Annotated in this window: 15 protein-coding genes and 1 pseudogene; 9 read left to right on the top strand and 7 right to left on the bottom strand. The window is 64.3% G+C overall.

Annotated features, from left to right (window positions below; translation table 11 throughout):
* The first annotated feature begins 6 nt into the window (after nucleotides 1–6).
* Entirely contained in the window at nucleotides 7–1,002 is a 996-nt protein-coding gene (locus ACIOU9_RS16025) for a WYL domain-containing protein (RefSeq protein ID WP_332595293.1), read from the top strand.
* A gap of 79 nt (nucleotides 1,003–1,081) precedes the next feature.
* On the opposite strand, the gene ACIOU9_RS16020 is transcribed toward ACIOU9_RS16025, so the two are convergent.
* A complete protein-coding gene (locus tag ACIOU9_RS16020) occupies nucleotides 1,082–2,395 on the bottom strand; it encodes an MFS transporter (RefSeq protein WP_105658029.1) in 1,314 nt (437 codons plus the stop codon).
* A 9-nt stretch (nucleotides 2,396–2,404) separates the two neighbouring features.
* The gene (locus tag ACIOU9_RS16015) at nucleotides 2,405–3,820 is read right to left on the bottom strand and encodes a M20 family metallopeptidase (RefSeq protein WP_402697521.1); all 1,416 of its coding nucleotides are present in this window, start codon (nucleotides 3,818–3,820) and stop codon (nucleotides 2,405–2,407) included.
* Nucleotides 3,821–3,946: 126 nt separating this feature from the next.
* Between ACIOU9_RS16015 and ACIOU9_RS16010 the strand changes: the two genes are divergently transcribed.
* Nucleotides 3,947–4,843 carry a LysR family transcriptional regulator gene (locus tag ACIOU9_RS16010; protein WP_402697519.1) on the top strand — a complete coding sequence of 299 codons (897 nt, stop codon included), beginning with the start codon at nucleotides 3,947–3,949 and terminating at the stop codon, nucleotides 4,841–4,843.
* A gap of 429 nt (nucleotides 4,844–5,272) precedes the next feature.
* Here ACIOU9_RS16010 and ACIOU9_RS16005 read toward each other — a convergent pair whose 3' ends face one another.
* From ACIOU9_RS16005 to ACIOU9_RS15995, 3 genes are all read right to left on the bottom strand, one after another.
* Entirely contained in the window at nucleotides 5,273–6,268 is a 996-nt protein-coding gene (locus tag ACIOU9_RS16005; RefSeq protein WP_105658026.1) for a permease prefix domain 1-containing protein, read from the bottom strand.
* 1 nt (nucleotide 6,269) lies between these two features.
* Nucleotides 6,270–6,599 (bottom strand): PadR family transcriptional regulator, encoded by a 330-nt coding sequence (locus ACIOU9_RS16000; protein ID WP_105658025.1) that lies wholly within the window; start codon nucleotides 6,597–6,599, stop codon nucleotides 6,270–6,272.
* Nucleotides 6,600–7,135: 536 nt separating this feature from the next.
* The gene (locus ACIOU9_RS15995) at nucleotides 7,136–7,846 is read right to left on the bottom strand and encodes a FadR/GntR family transcriptional regulator (protein WP_402697517.1); all 711 of its coding nucleotides are present in this window, start codon (nucleotides 7,844–7,846) and stop codon (nucleotides 7,136–7,138) included.
* Nucleotides 7,847–7,999: 153 nt separating this feature from the next.
* Here ACIOU9_RS15995 and ACIOU9_RS15990 point away from each other — a divergent pair, with 153 nt between their 5' ends.
* The 5 genes from ACIOU9_RS15990 to ACIOU9_RS15970 all read left to right on the top strand — a co-directional run bounded on the left by ACIOU9_RS15990 (nucleotide 8,000) and on the right by ACIOU9_RS15970 (nucleotide 13,637).
* Entirely contained in the window at nucleotides 8,000–9,361 is a 1,362-nt protein-coding gene (locus tag ACIOU9_RS15990; RefSeq protein ID WP_105658024.1) for an SLC13 family permease, read from the top strand.
* A 44-nt stretch (nucleotides 9,362–9,405) separates the two neighbouring features.
* Nucleotides 9,406–10,635, top strand: coding sequence for a CoA transferase (locus ACIOU9_RS15985; RefSeq protein WP_332488669.1), 1,230 nt, complete (start codon nucleotides 9,406–9,408; stop codon nucleotides 10,633–10,635).
* Nucleotides 10,632–12,140 (top strand): carboxyl transferase domain-containing protein, encoded by a 1,509-nt coding sequence (locus ACIOU9_RS15980; protein ID WP_105661070.1) that lies wholly within the window; start codon nucleotides 10,632–10,634, stop codon nucleotides 12,138–12,140. The genes ACIOU9_RS15985 and ACIOU9_RS15980 overlap by 4 nt, the downstream gene beginning before the upstream one ends.
* Before the next feature lie 187 nt (nucleotides 12,141–12,327).
* Nucleotides 12,328–12,774, top strand: a complete 447-nt coding sequence (locus ACIOU9_RS15975) for an HD domain-containing protein (RefSeq protein WP_181148970.1) — start codon at nucleotides 12,328–12,330, stop codon at nucleotides 12,772–12,774.
* A 200-nt stretch (nucleotides 12,775–12,974) separates the two neighbouring features.
* Entirely contained in the window at nucleotides 12,975–13,637 is a 663-nt protein-coding gene (locus ACIOU9_RS15970) for a phosphoribosyltransferase (protein WP_402697514.1), read from the top strand.
* 179 nt (nucleotides 13,638–13,816) lie between these two features.
* On the opposite strand, the gene ACIOU9_RS15965 is transcribed toward ACIOU9_RS15970, so the two are convergent.
* Both ACIOU9_RS15965 and ACIOU9_RS15960 read right to left on the bottom strand, forming a co-directional pair.
* On the bottom strand, nucleotides 13,817–15,037 hold the full coding sequence (locus ACIOU9_RS15965; RefSeq protein ID WP_402697512.1) for an MFS transporter: 1,221 nt from the start codon (nucleotides 15,035–15,037) through the stop codon (nucleotides 13,817–13,819).
* A gap of 27 nt (nucleotides 15,038–15,064) precedes the next feature.
* Nucleotides 15,065–15,430, bottom strand: coding sequence for a metalloregulator ArsR/SmtB family transcription factor (locus tag ACIOU9_RS15960; protein WP_105658020.1), 366 nt, complete (start codon nucleotides 15,428–15,430; stop codon nucleotides 15,065–15,067).
* A gap of 83 nt (nucleotides 15,431–15,513) precedes the next feature.
* Between ACIOU9_RS15960 and ACIOU9_RS15955 the strand changes: the two genes are divergently transcribed.
* Together ACIOU9_RS15955 and ACIOU9_RS15950 are read left to right on the top strand one after the other, a co-directional pair.
* The gene (locus tag ACIOU9_RS15955; protein ID WP_402697510.1) at nucleotides 15,514–17,154 is read left to right on the top strand and encodes an ABC-F family ATP-binding cassette domain-containing protein; all 1,641 of its coding nucleotides are present in this window, start codon (nucleotides 15,514–15,516) and stop codon (nucleotides 17,152–17,154) included.
* A gap of 127 nt (nucleotides 17,155–17,281) precedes the next feature.
* Nucleotides 17,282–17,596: pseudogene (locus ACIOU9_RS15950) on the top strand (acyl-CoA desaturase); the annotation flags it as partial.

Raw genomic sequence — 17,596 nt, 5'->3', positions numbered from 1 at the left:
GAGGTCATGAAAGCTTCCAGGCTGTTGCACCTGCTCTTGCTGTTGCAGACTCGTCAGCGCATCAGCTCCTCGGAACTGTCCCAGACGCTGGAGGTCTCGCGACGGACCATCCTGCGCGATGTCGAAGCGCTGTCCATGGCTGGCGTCCCTGTCTACGCCGAGCGCGGGCGCCACGGAGGAATCGCCTTGCTGCCGGGCTCCCGATTGAATCTGGCCCATCTGGAGCCGCCGGAGCTGGAAGCCTTGTCCGTGGCGGGGCTCGATGAACGGCATTTGGAACTTCTGGGCTTGCGGGACGCACATGCTACGGCGGCGCGCAAGGTCGCGCTGAAGCAGGACGCAGCTCCAGCGGCCCATCCCCGGGCTACGTTGGCCGATATTGTCATGGTGGATAGTTCTGCCTGGCTGTCGGGCCGGAGCCTGCTGGTCGATATCGCGGATCTGGCAACCGCGTTGCGGCTTCGGCGCCAGCTGCGCATCAAGTATCGGCGCAGTACCGAGGCGCACCCAGCGTTCCTGCTCGTGGATCCCTATGGACTCGTGGCCAAGTCCGGTCGCTGGTATCTCGTCGCCGAACAGCAAGGTGAGCAGCGGCTGTTCTCGTTGGAGCGGCTCTACTCATTCGAAATCCTGCAGGCGCCGGCAAACTTGCAGGTCGACGCCACCCTGCGCACGGTGTGGCTCTCGCTCAAGGAACGCACAGAGGCACCCGGGGACGTGATGATCACGGCCCGCCTGCGTGCAACTCGACTGGATTTGGCCCGGCGAATCTTGGGCGAGCGTCTCCGGGACGTGGACGCAGCCGAAGGAGGGTGGTACCCGATCACTATTGTGTTCCGGCAAATCCAAGACGTGCGCCAACTGCTCCAATTTGCCGACCATATCCACGTAACTGGTCCCCCAGCGGCACGTGACATGATTCGCGCGCTGGCCACCGATCTGGTTTCGCGCCATCAGGATCCATCCGCCGCACCGGTGCCCGGAGAGCCGGATCGTTCGTGATCGTCGCGAGCGCGCAAAGGCCGGCAACCGCTGCGGTTGCCGGCCTTGTGCTTCCTGCGCTGCTTCACCAGTGGCGGGGTCAGCGCACCGCCCGGAAACGGAAGGCGGAGCCCAGCGCCGCGATGCTCACGATGGCCAGCACCGCCAGGTAGTAGCCCGGGGCAATCGGCTGGCCAGTGGCCTCGATCAGGAAGGCGCAAATCATCGGGGTGAATCCGCCGAAAATCGCCACAGAGGTGTTGTAGCTGAAGGACAGGCCCGTGGCCCGCGAGGAATCGCTGAAGACATCAGCCATCACCGACGGCAGCGCACCGAAGTACAAAGCCTTGAGCAATCCCAGGATGACCATTACGACCGCGAGGACCAGGAAGGTCTTGCCCGCAATCAACCAGAGGAACAGCGGGATGGTCAGCAGCATGATCGCCAGGGCGGCGGGAATCATGATGCGCAATCGTCCGAAGCGGTCCGAAAGGTGGCCCACCACTGGCGTGGCGAAGGTCAAGATCGCCCCGGAGATAATCAGCGAGGAAAAGGAAACGGTAGGGCTCATGCCCAATTGGCTGATGCCGAAAGTCGGCATGTACTGCAGCACGAAGTTCAGCGCTGTCGAAATAGCCAGCGCTCCGCCGGCGATGAACACCGAGGCCTTGTTCGAGCGGAACAGCTCGCGCACCGGGGCATGCACCGCGTTCTTGGCGCTGTGCCGATCCCCCGGGGCCGCTTCGGGCAGCGGCGCTTCATCGACGTGGCGACGGATCCACCAGCCGGCAGGGCCCACCAGCAGACCGATGAAGAACGGTATGCGCCAGGCCCAGTCGTTCATCTGCTCCGTCGTGAAGATACTGGTCAAAGCGACCACCGTGATGGCAGCCATCATCGCGCCCAGGCCTTGGCTTGCGAACTGGAAGCTGCCCAGGAATCCCTTGCGCCCCTTGTCCTGCGCCAAGAGGTACGAGGTGGCGGCACCGAACTCGCCACCGGCGGAGAAGCCCTGGATGAGCCGCCCCAGGATGAGCCCCAGCGGAGCGAAGATGCCGATGGTGTCGTAGCCCGGCAGCAGTGCAATGATCGCCGTACCCACTACCATCAGCCTGATAGTGAGGATCAACCCCTTTTTCAAGCCCTTGCGGTCCGCATAGGATCCGAGTACAAGTCCACCTAGAGGGCGGATCAGGTAGGAGATACCGAAGACCGCAAAAGCCTGGATGACCTCTACTGCCGGATTTTCCGAGGGGAAGAAGTTGTGGCCGATATAGATTGCCAACAGCGCATAGATGGCCATGTCGTACCACTCCAGCGCATTGCCAATGGTGGCTGCGGCGATACCGCGAGCGGTGGACTGGCGTCGGGCCGGCGCTGTCTGGTCTTTAACTGGTAATTGCTGATTTTCCATGCTGGAGTCCTAGATCTTCTCGCTGCTAGCCGCTACCGTGCGCGGCAAGGTCGTGTTCGTTGCCAGGTCATGGAAGAGCCCGCACATCATTTTCAGTCCTTGGCGCAGCACCGGCTCCAGGGCGTGCTCGTTGGGCCCGTGCTGCTGGCACCCCGGATAGGAATGCGGGACCCACAAGGTCGGCAGGCCAAGCGTCGATTCGAAGACCGTATTGGGCAGCGAACCGCCGATATTGGGCAAGACCACCGCGGGCACGCCGGTGCTCCGCTGGATGGACTCGCTGGCCCAGCGCACCCAAGGGTTGTCGGGGTTGGTCCTGCTGGCCGGGAAGCACTGTCCCATGGCCAGCTGCACCATCGGGTAGCCGGCCTCGTCCAGTGCCCGCCGGATCGCCGCTTCCAGTCCCGCCAGATCCGTTCCAACGACGAAGCGCAGTTGCAGGACCGCCCGGGCCTCACCCGGGATGGCATTGACCGGCCGGGCGACGTCGGCCGATTGCAGGGCGATCACCTCCAGGGTGTTCCAGGCGTAGAGCCGTTCTGCCGCGCTCAGCCTGGTGTCGCCCCAGCCGTCGGCCAATTGCGGGTCCTGCGCTCCTCCGCCCACCTGCACCGATTGGAGCGCTTGGCGCACCGAGTCGGGCAGTTCGTCGGGAAGCAGCCCTGGTACTTGGATACGCCCATGCCCATCGACCAGTGCACCGATCGCGCCAGCCAGCGTGGTTGCGGGGTTGCGCAGCAGGCCGCCCCAATTCCCTGAATGATAGCCGCCCGCGCGCAGCGGAATGCTGAGTTCGAAGGTCGCCCCACCCCGTGCGCCAAGGAATATCGTGGGTTCCTGGGCTGACAATCTGGGGCCGTCCGAGGCGATGAAGAGATCTGCGGCGAGTTCTTCGCGGTGCGCCGCGGCGTATTCATCCAGCTGCGGGGACCCGATTTCCTCGCCGGCTTCGAACAGGAAGACCGCGTTGAATCCCAATTCCCCGCGCTGGGCCAGCAGCATCTCGAAGGCCTTGAGGTTCACCAGGTGCTGGCCCTTGTTATCCGCCGCGCCGCGTCCGTACCAGCGCTCGCCCTGGGCATCCAGCACGAAAGGATCGCGCCCCTGCTCCCATTGCCCCGCTTGGCCGTCAACCACATCGGCATGCCCGTAGCACAGCACCGTAGTGTAATCCCGATGTTCTGTGCGAACCGCGCGCAGGAAAGAATTGCCCGATCCCCGCCAGTCCAGATCAAGCCGCACAGTAAAGCCCATGCCTTCGAGCCTCGATCGTAAGTTCTTATCCAGATATGAGTTCGTTGCAACCCTCTGGCTGGGGTCGGTGCTGACCGTCGGGCAGGCAACCAGCTCGGACAAGTCCTCGAACAGCTCCCCCGAGTCGACATACTTGTCCGCAGCTACTAGCAAATCTTCTCTATTCGGCATGATTTCTCCCCGTTCGGCGTGTTGTACTGTAGATCACATTAGGAGATGGGCGCGACGGGAACCAGTGCCGTTTCGTGCATCAGGTTTGAGTTAAATGCAAAATGCTGATCGAACGGGAACAAGAGAATGCAAACATTGCCAACGGCGCTGCGCTACTTCCATGAGGTGGCTAGCACGGGATCTATTTCCGATGCCGCCGAATCGCAACATGTTTCCGCGTCGGCGATCAGCCGGCAGATCAGCCAGCTCGAACGCCACGTCGGCGCGGCAATTTTCCGCCGCCATGCCCGCGGCATGGAATTGACCGATGCCGGGGTGCTGCTGCTGGCCCATACCCGCCGCATGCTCTCCGAAGGCGAGCAACTGGCTCAAGATCTGAGCGAGCTCTCCTCGGGGGCTTCACGAGTCATCGAGGTGGCCAGCTCGGAAGGACTTGCTGCCTCGGTGACTCCTCGCGCCGTCTCCGCGTTCTGCAAGGAACATCCCGAGGTGACGGTTCACCTGAGCGTCTTGCCCTCGGCCGAGGCCACCAGGCAGGTTATCGAAGGCACTGCGGATCTCGCGACGATCTTTGCCCTGGGCCCGCAGCGCCATGTAACCGTCGAGCATTCCTGCCCAGCTCCGGCTTCTGCCGTGGTTTGCGCCGACCACCCCCTGGCTGAGCGGACGCAGCTGTCGCTGGCCGAGCTCTGCGAGTACCCGATGTCCATGCCGGCCAAGGGCATCACCCAGCGCGAGCTTTTTGACATCGCCACCTCCATGGCCGGACTCACGCCGAAGATCGCGCTAACTACCGATCACATCAATCCGGCCATGGAGTTCGCGCGTTCCGGCGCGGGGGTGACCTTGCTCAGCCGCTTCGCTCGTCGCGATGGGCTGAGCCAAGGGCTGAGGTTCATCCCGATTGACCATCCGGCTCTGGCCGAACGCAGCGCACAGATCCTCACCATGCCGCGACGCCGGCAACCAGCCTTGGTCAGTGCGCTGATCCAGCAGATCACGGCCCTGATGCAGGAATACTGATCCGGGAAGAAGACGGCCTCGCCGCAGGGGCCGGCATGGGATTCTACTGGCCGAACAGCGGCCCCAGCTAATGGGTGGCGGTGCGGCACGGAGGCAGTCGCATGTACCGTGATGGCCCCTCCGAGGGATCGCTGATTGCCGGAGGCTTCGCTCGTCGGGTGCACCCGGGATTTGAACGGCGAGTATTTGCGCAGGCGGAGCCGAGCGAGCGCCGGAAGCGTTCGGAGCAGTCGTGGTTGACGGCGCTCTTCCTGATCGTGATGACGTGCTTTCCTAGGTGCCTTTCGAGCAACTGTCGGCCCAATTGATGGAGGGGCTTCCGTGCCGGAACACAAGCCGGGGGCAGTGACCCGCGAGCTCGTATCATTGCCGGCAGGCAGCTCAGCGCTGGACACGGTGGCACGGACTCCCACCTGCCATTCAGCGCGTTCAGCCCCGGGCTGTGCCCCGTTCCCGCACAGCCTTGCGCCAGCCGTCAACGATATCCCAGCCAATGCCGGCCGCGATTCCGCACCCGAGCAGCACGGCGAGAATGCGGAAGATGCCGCCATTGCCAGCGGCCTGTGCGTTTCCGGCGGCGAACCCGTCGCCTCCGGCAACCGCAACGAACGAGAGGAATTCCGGGTTGACGAGCTCGCCGCGCAACAGCAGGATCAGCGCCCAGGCCGCGAAGGCCAAGGCGAGCACGGTGTTCAGCACCGCCATGGCAGTTGTCCAACGACGCAGGCGGAACAGCGCGACGGCGAAGACGGCCTCGAGGATGATCAGTGCGAACAGGATGCCGATCCACCACGGCCACAGCCCCGGGTTGAGGATCGGGATCGGTTCACCGCCTGTGGGGAAGAATCCTCGGACCAGGTCCCATACCACCGCCCCGGCGGCGATGCCCAGGAATACCAGTGACGCGGTCAACTCGCTGCGGCCCGCGCCATCCTCGGGAATTTCCGGCAGCTGGTCGACATCCCACTTCACGCCAGTGTCCGCGCCAGTGCGCTCGAGCACGACGAACACGAGCGTGGTCCAGAAGCCCACGTGCACGATGACCTGCAGCCCGACGGAAAGCGACTGGACGATGCTTTCGCCCACGTCCTGTCCAGAGACCAGCAAACCCAGCGCCATTGCCCCTGCCACGCAGAGCGGCACAATCCACAGCAGCAGTTTCAGCAGGCGCCACCAAGCCAGGTAGTACTTCGGCCCGAGCAGGTGCAGCGGCCGGTCTGCGTAGCCGGCGGCGAGGATGCCGGGGTCGCCGAGTTCGGCCAGGACGCGGCGTTCTGCCTCCTGCGCGGCTTCGCCTTGGGCTACGCGCGCCTCGATGGCGTCGGCAATGGAGGCTTCGAGCTCGGCGCGGATGTCGTTCCGCATGCCGGGCTCGAGGCTGCGGATCGTGGCCGAGATGTAGCGTTCGGTCAATGTGGCAGTCATGTCAGTGCTCCTCTTCGGTGAGCGAGGCGATCGCCGTTGCCAGTGATCGCCATTCCGTGGTCAACGTGTCGGCAAGACGGATACCGTCAGGCGAGGTTCGGTAGAACTTGCGTGGCCTGGCCTCCTCGGTGTTCCACTCGCTGGTGAGGTAACCCTGCTTCTCCAGACGCCGCAGCAGCGGATACAAGGTGTTGGCATCGGTGGAGAAACCGTGGTCGTCGAGCTGCTCCAGCAGGCTGTAGCCGTATCCTGCACTGCGCAGCAGCTGCAGGCAAGCGAGCACAACGGTGCCGCGTCGCAGCTCTTGCAGTTGGGTGTCGAACTCTTCCATGCCGCTCACATTACCGTGCGCCACACACTATCGTCAATCACACATTACTGTCACAAGATGAGAGCAGGTGTTCAATGCTATTCGTTGCAGAACTGGGGGCTGCAGCCGGAAGTGAGCGGTGGCGCTGAGCCCGCACAAGCCAAACCAGCAAGTAACGCATCGCGTAGCGGCAGGACTGGCGACTGGACTGGAGTGCCAAGATCCGTTGAATTCCAGCGCAGCGTGCTCCACGCTGCGCGCTCAAGGCCTTATGCGGCGACGAGATCAACAGCCTCGGCTTCCCCGAGCCCGGCAGCGTGGTCCATAGATCGGCAGTGGCCGCGCTTTTCCAGCCCATCGCCCATCGCCTTTTGATAACTGCGAACTTTCCGCAACAGGCCAACCTCCGGCCACGGAGGCCTTCCGCGCACTGCGCGCGGGAGAATAGCAAAAGCTAGCGGCCGGCAGCACCTCGAGCCGCCCGGACATCGAAGAAAACGACTCCGGCGAAAAAGGGCCAGCCTCGCCCGGCAGCAATTGGCTGAACGGCTTTGCGGCTACCTGCCGTCCCTGAGCAGGGCCACGTCGGAGACCATTTCTATATGCTCGCCCATCGCGGCGGCGGCACCCGTGGCATCACCGCGGCGAATCGCATCGGCGATTTTCAGGTGCGACTCCAGCGAACGCTCCGGGCGTCCTGGCTGCCCCAACGATTCGATGCGGGTTTCGAGCACCATCTCGGCGATAAACGTCATGAGTTTTTGCAAAACCGCTGATTTGGCTGCAGCGGTAATTGCCTCGTGGAAAAGCTCATCACCGTGCTCGCCACGGCCGCCCTCGCCAATTTCCGCGGCCATCACCTCCAGCGCGTGATCGATTTTGCGCAGGTCAGCCTCGGTGCGGCGTTCGGCAGCCAGCGCGGCCAGCTTGACCTCCAAGGTACTGCGCGCCTCGACGATATCCGGCAACCGATTCTTGTGCTCGCGCAGTTCGCGCAGCACCGTGGCGACGCTCGGACGGTGCACGAGCACCGCGCCGGTTCCATGCTGCACGTCGATGACCCCGAGTACTTCCAACGCCACCAGGGCCTGGGCCAGGGTCGCTCGCGAGACGCCGAGCTGCTCTGCCAGCTCGCGCTCGGCCGGCAAATGGTCACCGGGCCCCAACTGCTCAGCCTCGACGAAAGCCAGGATCTGCTGCATCAACTGCTCATAGAGCCGAGGGCGTTGCACCTTCGCGAACGCCCTGGCCTTCTTGGCTTCAGCCACAACCACTCCCCACCTGAAAATGTGTTCTTCCTCAAACTTACACCGAAAATTACCTTGACAAGACACCGAGAGTCTAGGAGGCTAGGCCAGTGAGCCAGTGACACCCGTCACATCAAAACCATTCAGTGCAAAGCCTCCCGAAAAGGATTTCCCATGTCTGTCGCACTCGTCTCCATCATCGTCTTGGCGGTGATGTTCATAATTGCCACGATGTTCCCGATCAACATGGGAGCCTTGGCCTTCGTTGGCGCCTTCCTGCTCGGCACGATATTCCTCGGCATGGATGCCAAGGACATTCTCGCCAGCTTCCCCGGAGGGCTGTTCTTGACCCTGGTCGGGGTCACCTACCTCTTCGCCATAGCCCAGAACAATGGCACCATCGACATCCTGGTTGACCGGGCGGTGAAACTTGTCGACAACCGGATCTCGCTGATCCCCTGGGTCATGTTCGCCATCACCGCAGCCATTACCGCCATTGGCGCCCTGGGCCCGGCAGCGGTGGCGATCATCGCCCCGATCGGCCTGCGCTTCGCCCAGAAATACGAGATCAACCCGCTCATGATGGGCATGCTGATCGTGCACGGCGCGCAAGCCGGCGGCTTCTCCCCGATCGCCGTCTACGGCGTGATCGTCAATGGGCTGATCCAGGAAGCCGGGTTCGCCTTCAGCCCCACCGCCCTGTTCCTCACCAGCTTCGCCTTCAACCTGGTGATCGCCATCGTGCTGTTTCTGGTCCTGGGCGGGCGCAAACTGGCTGGCCAGCGGGCCAGCGCCATCGCCGAACGCGTTGCCGAGGCCCGCCTGTCGGTCTCCGTGGGCTCGCAGGCAGCCGATGTCGATTTCAAGGGAAGCGGCTCGGGAACCTACGGTCCCCGCGATCCTGCCGGCGACGGCGCCGCGCCGCATGCCCCGGGCCAGCGCTTCGGCCAGGCAATGACCATCCTCGGCCTGGTCGCCCTGGCCGTGATCGCATTGGGCTTCAAGGTCGACGTCGGCTTCGTTTCGATCACCATCGCGGTCGTCCTGGCCTTGGTCAACCCCGCTGCCCAGAAGGGGGCGGTCAACAAGATCAGCTGGTCCACGGTCCTGCTCATCTGCGGCATGCTCACTTTCGTCGGAGTCCTGGAGGAAGCCGGCACCATCGAATACGCTTCGAACGCCGTGGCGACCCTGGGAGCACCGCTGCTTGCGGGCTTGCTCATCTGCTACATCGGCGCCGTTGTCTCGGCTTTCGCATCATCCACTGCCATCCTGGCCGCGCTCATCCCGCTGGCGATCCCGTTCCTGGGCTCGGGCTCGATCAGCGCTACCGGATTGATCTGCGCGCTGGCCATCGCCTCGACCATCGTGGATGTCTCGCCCTTCTCCACCAACGGCGCCCTGGTCCTTGCCAACGCCCCGGAAGGCACCGACAAGGACCGCTTCTACAAGCAGGTCCTGGGCTACGGCGGCATCATCGTCCTGGCCGGCCCTGTCCTGGCCTGGGCGCTGCTGGTCTTGCCCGGCTGGCTGTAGGCACCAGCGGAACCGCCAATCTTTCCACTCCTAGGAGGTATCTCTTGAGCTCGATTACAGTCCAACCCGAAGAAACCCTGGCCACCGGCACCGGCCCCCTGAGCGGCTACGTGGTTCTTGACCTGACCCGTGCACTGGCCGGGCCGCATGCCGGAATGATGATGGGCGACCTGGGTGCCAAGGTCATCAAGATCGAAGCGATGGGCACCGGGGACGACACCCGCGGCTGGGGCCCACCCTTCGTCGGGCCGGAAGACAACCGGCAGGCCACCTACTTCCTGTCATGCAATCGCAACAAGCAGTCTGTTGCGCTGAACCTGAAGGATTCCGCGCACCAAGCCAAGCTGGCCGACCTGGTCAGGAACTCGGATGTGCTCATGGAGAACTTCCGCACCGGCGTGCTGGACCGGCTCGGCTTCAGCGTCGAGGTGCTCCATGAATTGAATCCGCGGCTGGTGATCCTGTCCATTACCGGCTTCGGGCACGACGGCCCCGAATCCCACCGCAGCGGCTACGACCAGATCCTGCAAGGCGAGGCCGGGCTGATGTCCATTACCGGCTCCGGCCCGGAGGATCCGCAGAAGGTCGGGGTGCCCATCGCGGATCTGCTCTCGGGGATGTATGGAGCGTACGGGGCGCTGGCAGCGCTGCTGGAACGCGAAAGGACCGGTCGCGGCCAAGTGGTCCGCACCTCCCTGCTGGCCTCGATCATCGGGGTCCATGCCTTCCAGGGCACCCGGCAGACCGTGGCCGGGGAGAATCCCCAAGCCATCGGCAACCACCATCCCTCCATTGCACCCTACGGCCTGTATTCCTGTGCCGATGGGAAAGTGCAGATCAGCATCGGCAGCGAAAAGCTCTGGCAGGCCTTCGCCTCCCGGTTCGGCTTGCCCGCCGGGGATCCCCGCTTTGCCAGCAACTCCCAGCGCGTGGAGAACCGCGCGGCGCTCAATGAGCTGATCGAACGGGCTTTTAGCGCATACGATGCGGCGCAGCTGCTCAACTCCCTTGACGCAGCCGGCATTCCAGCGGGAAAGGTGCGCTCCATCGAGGAGGTCTATGACTGGGACCAGGTCCAATCCCAAGGGCTCATCGTGGAGGTGGAGCACGAAGTGCTCGGCAGGGTCAGCCTGCCCGGCCCTCCCCTGCGCTTCTTCGATGCCGCCACCAGCAAGGAGACCACCCGCAAGGCGCATACCGCTCCGCCCCTGCTCAATGCAGATGCAGCGGACGTGGACCGCTGGCTCGAAGAGCGGAAGGAAGACCAGTCATGAGCACCAGAACCCAACGGATTGACGCGTCGGCGCTACTGTCCATCGTCTTGGATGAAGACTCCTTCGAGTCCTGGGACAGCCAGCCGCAGCAGCCCGAGCTCAGCGAATCCTATGCGGCCGACCTCGATGCCGCCCGCGCAAAAAGCGGCACCGATGAATCGGTGCTCACGGGCAAGGGGCTGATCCAGGGCCGCGAAGTGGCGGTGATCGTCTCGGAATTCAACTTCCTGGCCGGTTCCATCGGGCAGGCTGCCGTGAAGCGCATTGTCGCGGCCATCGAGCGCGCAACGGCGGCCGGACTGCCGCTGCTGGCGGGGCCCGCTTCCGGGGGCACCCGCATGCAGGAAGGCACCTTGGCCTTCCTGGGGATGGTCGCCATCACCGATGCGGTCCGCCGGCACAAGGCGGCAGGACTTCCCTATCTGGTCTACCTGCGCCATCCCACCACCGGCGGTGTCATGGCCTCCTGGGGCTCTTTGGGGCACATCACCGTTGCCGAGCCAGGGGCGCTGCTGGGTTTCCTGGGTCCACGGGTCTACCAGGCACTCTACGGACAGGACTTCCCGGAGGGCGTCCAGGTCTCGGAGAACCTGTTCCGCAAGGGCTTGATCGACGCGGTTGTCCCGCCGCAGGACCTTCCGCAGCTAGTGGACCGGGCACTGCAGATCCTGCAGCCGGTACGAGATTCCGGCGCTTTCCCGGCACCGGTGGGCAGCATCTCGTGCAGTGCGGACGAGGACGCCTGGCGCTCTGTGCAAGCCAGCCGGAACCCGCGCCGACCGGACACCCGGATGCTGCTGGCCTCAGCTGACGACGCGCTGCCCTTGAACGGAACCGGACAGGGAGAGAAAGACCCCGGGCTGATGCTGGCGTTGGCGCGGTTCGCAGGACAGCGCTGCGTGGTGCTCGGCCAGCAGCGGCCGCGGCACCCGGACACGGCCAGCCTCGGGCCCGCCTCGCTGCGCGAGGCCCGCCGCGGGATGCAACTGGCCCAGGAACTCGGCCTGCCGCTGGTCACCATCATCGACACCACCGGCGCCGAGCTCTCGGTGCAGGCAGAGGAAGGCGGGTTGGCCGGAGAGATTGCCCGTTCGCTCAGCGAATTGATCGGCTTGCGGTCCCCCTCGGTGTCGGTGCTCCTCGGCCAAGGTACCGGCGGCGCCGCACTGGCGCTGCTGCCGGCGGACCGGACCATCGCAGCCCGCAATTCCTGGCTCTCGCCGTTGCCGCCCGAGGGCGCCAGCGCCATCATGCACCGCAGTACCAGCCATGCCCCGGATATGGCCCGCCAGCAGAAGATCGGCGTTGCTTCGCTGTGCGACTTTGGCCTGGTGGACCACGTGGTGGACGAGTTCGATGACGCTGCCACCCGGCCGCGCGAGTTCTGCCAGGAACTCGGAACGGCTATTGCTGCGGAAATCTCCCTGGCCCTTGCCATTCCCGAAGCAGATCGGTTGGAGCGCCGGCAGAAAAAGTTCCAGAACTTGGGACAAGCCTCCAGCTAGTTCCGCACTGGGACACCGGGCCGGTCCGGCAACGGCTGCTGGACCGGCCCTTGGCTCGGCTGCCCTCGCCGGGCCGGCCGGCTGCACCCTGCAGGCACGTGGAAGTTCAAGGATCAGGCTACCTCCCCAAATGCCGGCCGCCATGCGTAGAGTGGGACTCGACAGGAACTACCCAGCGAGGCGGACTATGCGCGAGCGCAAATCGATGATCGATACGGCCAAGGACATCGCGTCCGGCGCCCACGAAGGACAGGTCGACAAGCTCGGCGCCGCGTATATCGGGCATCCGGCACGAGTGGCCGGGCACGCCCGCGACCTCGGCGGTTCGCCAGAAGCCATCGCAGCCGCCTGGTTGCATGATGTGATCGAGGATTGCGACGTGAGCGCGGCGGACCTGCGTGCCGCAGGCATTCCCGACACGGTCATCGTGGCGGTGGAACTGCTGAGCAAGCGGCCCGGGCAGAGCCTGGAAGAATATTGCGCCGGGGTACGCGGCAATGCGCTGGCCTTGCTGGTCAAGGAAGCGGACCTGGCCGATAACACCGACCCGGAACGCACAAGCCAGCTGGATCAGGCTACCCGGCAACGGCTGGCCAAGAAATACCAGCGCACCCGGTCCCTCCTGGGTCTCTAGCAGCGCCCGGAATCCTGGGTCCAACCCGGGTCTGCCCGGAAATAGTTCCTGGCCATAAACATTCAAGATCCCCGCCACGCACGGCCAGCACTTCTTCGCCGGCATCCGGTGGCGGCACCTGATCACCGCGCAGAACTCGGAATGCTGGATATTTCCCGCAGCCCCCTTGCAATCGGGCGCCATTGGGCAAGACTTGGACTATGGCAACAGGCAGAAGCACAGTGTTCGAAAACCGCAGCCATGCCGGCTCCGTGCTGGGCATGAAGCTGTCCACCCTGCTGCCCGCCGGCGAATACACCGTGCTGGGTTTGCTGCGCGGCGGAGTGCCCATCGCCCATGAAGTGGCCAAGGCCCTCGGGGCCACCCTGGGCGCGGTGGCAGTGCGCAAGCTCGGGGTGCCCCGCAATCCCGAACTGGCATTCGGCGCCATGGCCCGGTACGGGATTAGCAGCGCTCGCCACATCAACGAGGCGATCTACCGCCGGGCTCTGCAGTATTTCGGCAAGGACGAACTCGAATCCCTCGAACGCGGCACCGGTGCCGACCTGCTGGCTCTGGCCAGCACCTTCAAGGACTACTGCCCCGATCTGGCCGGGCGCGACCTGCTGCTCTGCGATGACGGAATGGCCACGGGCGCCACGATGAAGGCCGCGCTGGATCTTATCCAGGGCCGGGCTCCCGCCTCCATCACGCTGGCAGTTCCGGTGGCTTCGCCTGGAACGGCTGCCGAATTGGCACCCCTGGTCAATGGCATCTGCCAACTGCTCACCCCGGAAAATTTCACTGCCGTCGGAGCCTTCTACGAGGACTTCGGGCAAGTGGGCCAGGACCAGGTCCTGGAAATGCTGCGCTCCGCGCGGTGAGGTCCCAGGACCGCAGCCCGGGACATTGCGTCCAAGTTCCGGGTTAGCCGATAGCACCGGTCAGCTTCGCGACTGAACACATCCAGCCCCGCACGGGCAAGGGCCGGCTAGGAGGAATCCAGCGTCATTCCCAGCTCCCGGCTCCAATTGCGCCTGCCGGTCCTGCTGCCCGGGTGATGTCACCCCTGGTGCGCCGAAACCGTTACCGGGCGCCACGAGGCAAATGCCAGCACCGTACCGACCACTCCGATGCCGACCAGGACCAGAGCCGCACCCCACAGGCCGATTGAAGCGCCCAGGGCGCCGGCCACCGGATAGGTCAGCAAGAAGCATGCATGGGACAAGGAAAATTGCGCGGCAAAAACACCGGGGCGGTTTTGCTCGGTGCTGTTGCGGCGCAGCAGCCTCGACGAGGGCGTGAGGATAGTTGCGGTCGCCGCACCCAGGGCCAGCCACAGGCCAAGGAGCCCGGCCCATTGGCCAGAACCCTCGCCCCAGCCGATCACAGCGGCACCGATGAACAGCAGCAGCGGCATCATCACGGCGCCGGCGAGCATCACGCTGCGGTCTTCGAATCGCTCCAGCAACCCCGGCATGCCCAGTGCCACCGCCATCGAACCTGCACCGTATGCTCCGAGCAGCAGCGCCACATCCACCTGCGAGCGGCCCAGATCCCCCTTCACCAGCACCACTGTGTTGACGATGACCATGGCGGAGATCGCGGCGACCACCAGATTCAGCGCCATCAGGCTGCGCAGTTCCCGTGCCGCCCAGAATGCCCGGGTTCCCCCGGTGAGGCGATGGAAGAAGAGCGACTTCTGGGGCGGCGGGATCGCCGGGAAGCGCGTCGCGGCAACAAGCAGAGCAGACGCGGCAAAGCCGAGCACGGTCCCGGCGAAGAGGTTGTGGTAGCTGGTGACGGTCAGCAGCGCGGCCGCCAGCATCGGGCTGGCCAACGACTCCATGTCATAGGCCAGCCGCGACAGCGACAAGGCCCGGGTGTAATCCCGCTCATCGGGCAGGATCGAGGGAATGACCGCTTGGAACGCGGGGGTGAAGGTCGCCGATGCTGATTGCAGTACGAAAATCAGCACATAGATCTGCCACGCTTCGCTGGCGAATGGGAGGCAGAGCGCCACTAGTCCACGAATGATGTTGGACCCGATGAGCACGGGTTTGCGCGGAATATGGGAAACCAGGGCATTGGCCACAGGAGCAACGGCCACATAGGCGACCATCTTCACAGTCAAAGCCAGCCCAAGCACTAATCCCGCGTTGCTGCCGGCAATATCGAAAGCCAGCAGGCCCAGGGCAACGGTAAGCAGGCCCGTGCCCAGCAGCGCAATCATCTGGGCGCTGAAAAGCTTGGCGTACGCCTGGTCCCTGAGTACTGCGAGCATCTTTGCCGACTCCCGTATCTTTTGCCGCTAGCCTTGCGGGGCTTCGTGGTGCAGCGGCAGCTGTCCGTTGGATACCGAATGCTCCGCCTGCTTGATCGCTTCGCTGACCAGACGCGCCGGGTGCTCATCGGTGAGGCTGTACAGGACCTTGGTTCCGTCCTGGCGCGTGGTCACCATGCGCGCCATGCGCAAACGGGCCAGGTGCTGGGATACCCCCGAAGGGCTCTTCTCGACCAGCTCCGCGAGCGCGTTGACCGAGAGCTCACCGGCACGGCGCAGATGCAGCACAATCCGGATCCGGGTGGCATCGGACAGCAAGCCGAAGACTTCCGCGGCCAGCTCCACGAAATCCGAGGAAGGATCCGGAGCATAAATCTTATTATCTGCATGCATGCTAATAGACTAATACTCTCGCCCGGTATTACCTAGGGCACACCGGAAATATTCCGCGTCCGACTGGAACTAGAATTGGAGCCATGACTGCAACGCTCGTGGCCAAGGACCTGACTGGCGGCCACGCCCACCGAACCCTCTTCTCGAATCTGAACTTCACCGCCGCACCCGGTGATGCCTACGGCGTAGTGGGTGCCAACGGCGCTGGCAAGTCCACATTGCTCTCGCTGCTTGCCGGGGCCGCGGCCCCGCAGGCCGGAACGGTGAGCACCGCCCCGGATTCTGCGTTCATCGGCTGGATGCCCCAGGAACACGACCGCGTTCCAGGTGAAACCATCACCGCGTATTTGGCCCGCCGCACCGGTTGCGCCGCCGCCACCACCGCCATGGAATCCACCGCCGAAGAACTTGGCAGCGGCAAGCCCGGTGCGGATGACGCCTACACCGCTGCATTCGACCACTGGATGGCCTGTGGCGCCATGGATCTGGAAGACCGCATCCCCGAGGTGCTGGCCAAGCTCGGCTTCACCCTCCCGGTAGAAACCGAGATGACTGCCCTGTCCGGCGGCCAGGTAGCCCGCGTGGCTCTGGCAGCCCTGCTGCTCTCCCGCTTCGATGCGGTGCTGCTCGATGAACCGACCAATGATCTCGATCTCGAGGGCCTGGAGCATTTGGAGCATTTCATCAATTCCCTGCGCGCGCCGGTGATCCTGGTATCGCATGACCGCGAGTTCCTCTCCCGCTGCACCACCGGCATCATCGAATTGGACCTGGCCCAGAACCAGGTAGCCACCTATGAAGGCGGCTACGACTCGTACCTTGCCGAACGGGCCATCAACCGCACCCATGCCCGTGAGGCCTACGAGCAGTTCGAGAACCAGAAAGCCGATCTGGTCTCCCGCGCCCGCACCCAGCGCGAATGGTCCTCGCAAGGCGTGCGCAACGCCATGCGCAAGGCGCCGGACAACGACAAGATCCGCCGCCGGGCCAACTCCGAGTCCTCGGAAAAGCAGGCCGCCAAGGTGCGCCAGATGGAATCGCGCATCGCCCGGCTCGACGAAGTGGCCGAACCGCGCAAGGAATGGGTCCTGCAGTTCTCCATCGCCGCGGCTGAGCGCGGGTCCTCGGTGATGTGCACGCTCAACGAGGCCTCGGTATCCCACGGGGACTACGCTTTCGGACCGGTTTCGGTGCAGGTCAACGCCGGGGACCGGATTGGCATCACCGGCCCGAACGGAGCAGGCAAGTCGACCTTGCTGAACCTGCTGCTGGGCAAGCTGGCCCCGCACAGCGGCTCGGCATCCCTGGGCAGTTCGGTGAATATCGGAGAAATCGACCAGGCGCGCACCCAGCTGCCCGGCGACCTGCCACTGGGCGAAGCCTTCGAACTGGAAGTGCCCGAGTACTCCGCCGCGGAGGTGCGCACCCTGCTTGCCAAGTTCGGATTGAAGGCCGACCAGTCCTCGGCCCTGGTGGATTCGCTCTCCCCCGGCGAGCGAACCCGCGCATCCATGGCGCTGCTCCAGGCCCGCGGGGTGAACCTGCTGGTGCTCGATGAGCCGACCAACCACCTGGACGTACCGGCCATCGAACAGCTCGAAGAAGCCCTGGAAGCGTACACCGGAGCACTGCTGCTGGTCACCCATGATCGGCGCTTGCTGGAGAATGTGCGACTGGACGCCCGATGGGAAGTTGCACAGGGTCAACTAACGGCCCATTTCTAGGGCCTCACTTGGGCACTTATTGCACTGGCAAGTTCACAGCTATCCAACGTAGGATTGGCACTATGGGAGCCGAGTTTTTCAGTTCTTTCGACTGCGAGGTCGACGCCTAGTACCCAAGGATATTTTCTTGAGCAGCACTGCAACACTCCATCCCCAAGGGCCAACGGTCAAGCCGGGCGACCCCAAGAGCTTCTTCCACGTCAAGAAGCTGGTCACCGAAGCTGGACTGGTCGGCCGCCGCCGCGGGCACTATCTCGGGTTGGGCATCGTGCTGACGGTGCTGCTAGCCGGTACCGTTACCGGTTTCATCCTCCTGGGCGACAGCTGGTTCCAGTTGCTGATGGCCGCAGCCTTGGGCCTGCTGCTCACCCAATTCGCGTTCCTGGCGCACGAGGCGGCACACCGCCAGATCCTGGCTTCGCACAAGCGCAATGACAAGCTG

The organism is Glutamicibacter sp. NPDC087583, from assembly GCF_044743685.1.
In the GTDB taxonomy this organism is placed as follows: Bacteria; Actinomycetota; Actinomycetes; order Actinomycetales; family Micrococcaceae; genus Glutamicibacter.
This window is presented reverse-complemented; position numbering and strand designations above follow the sequence as displayed.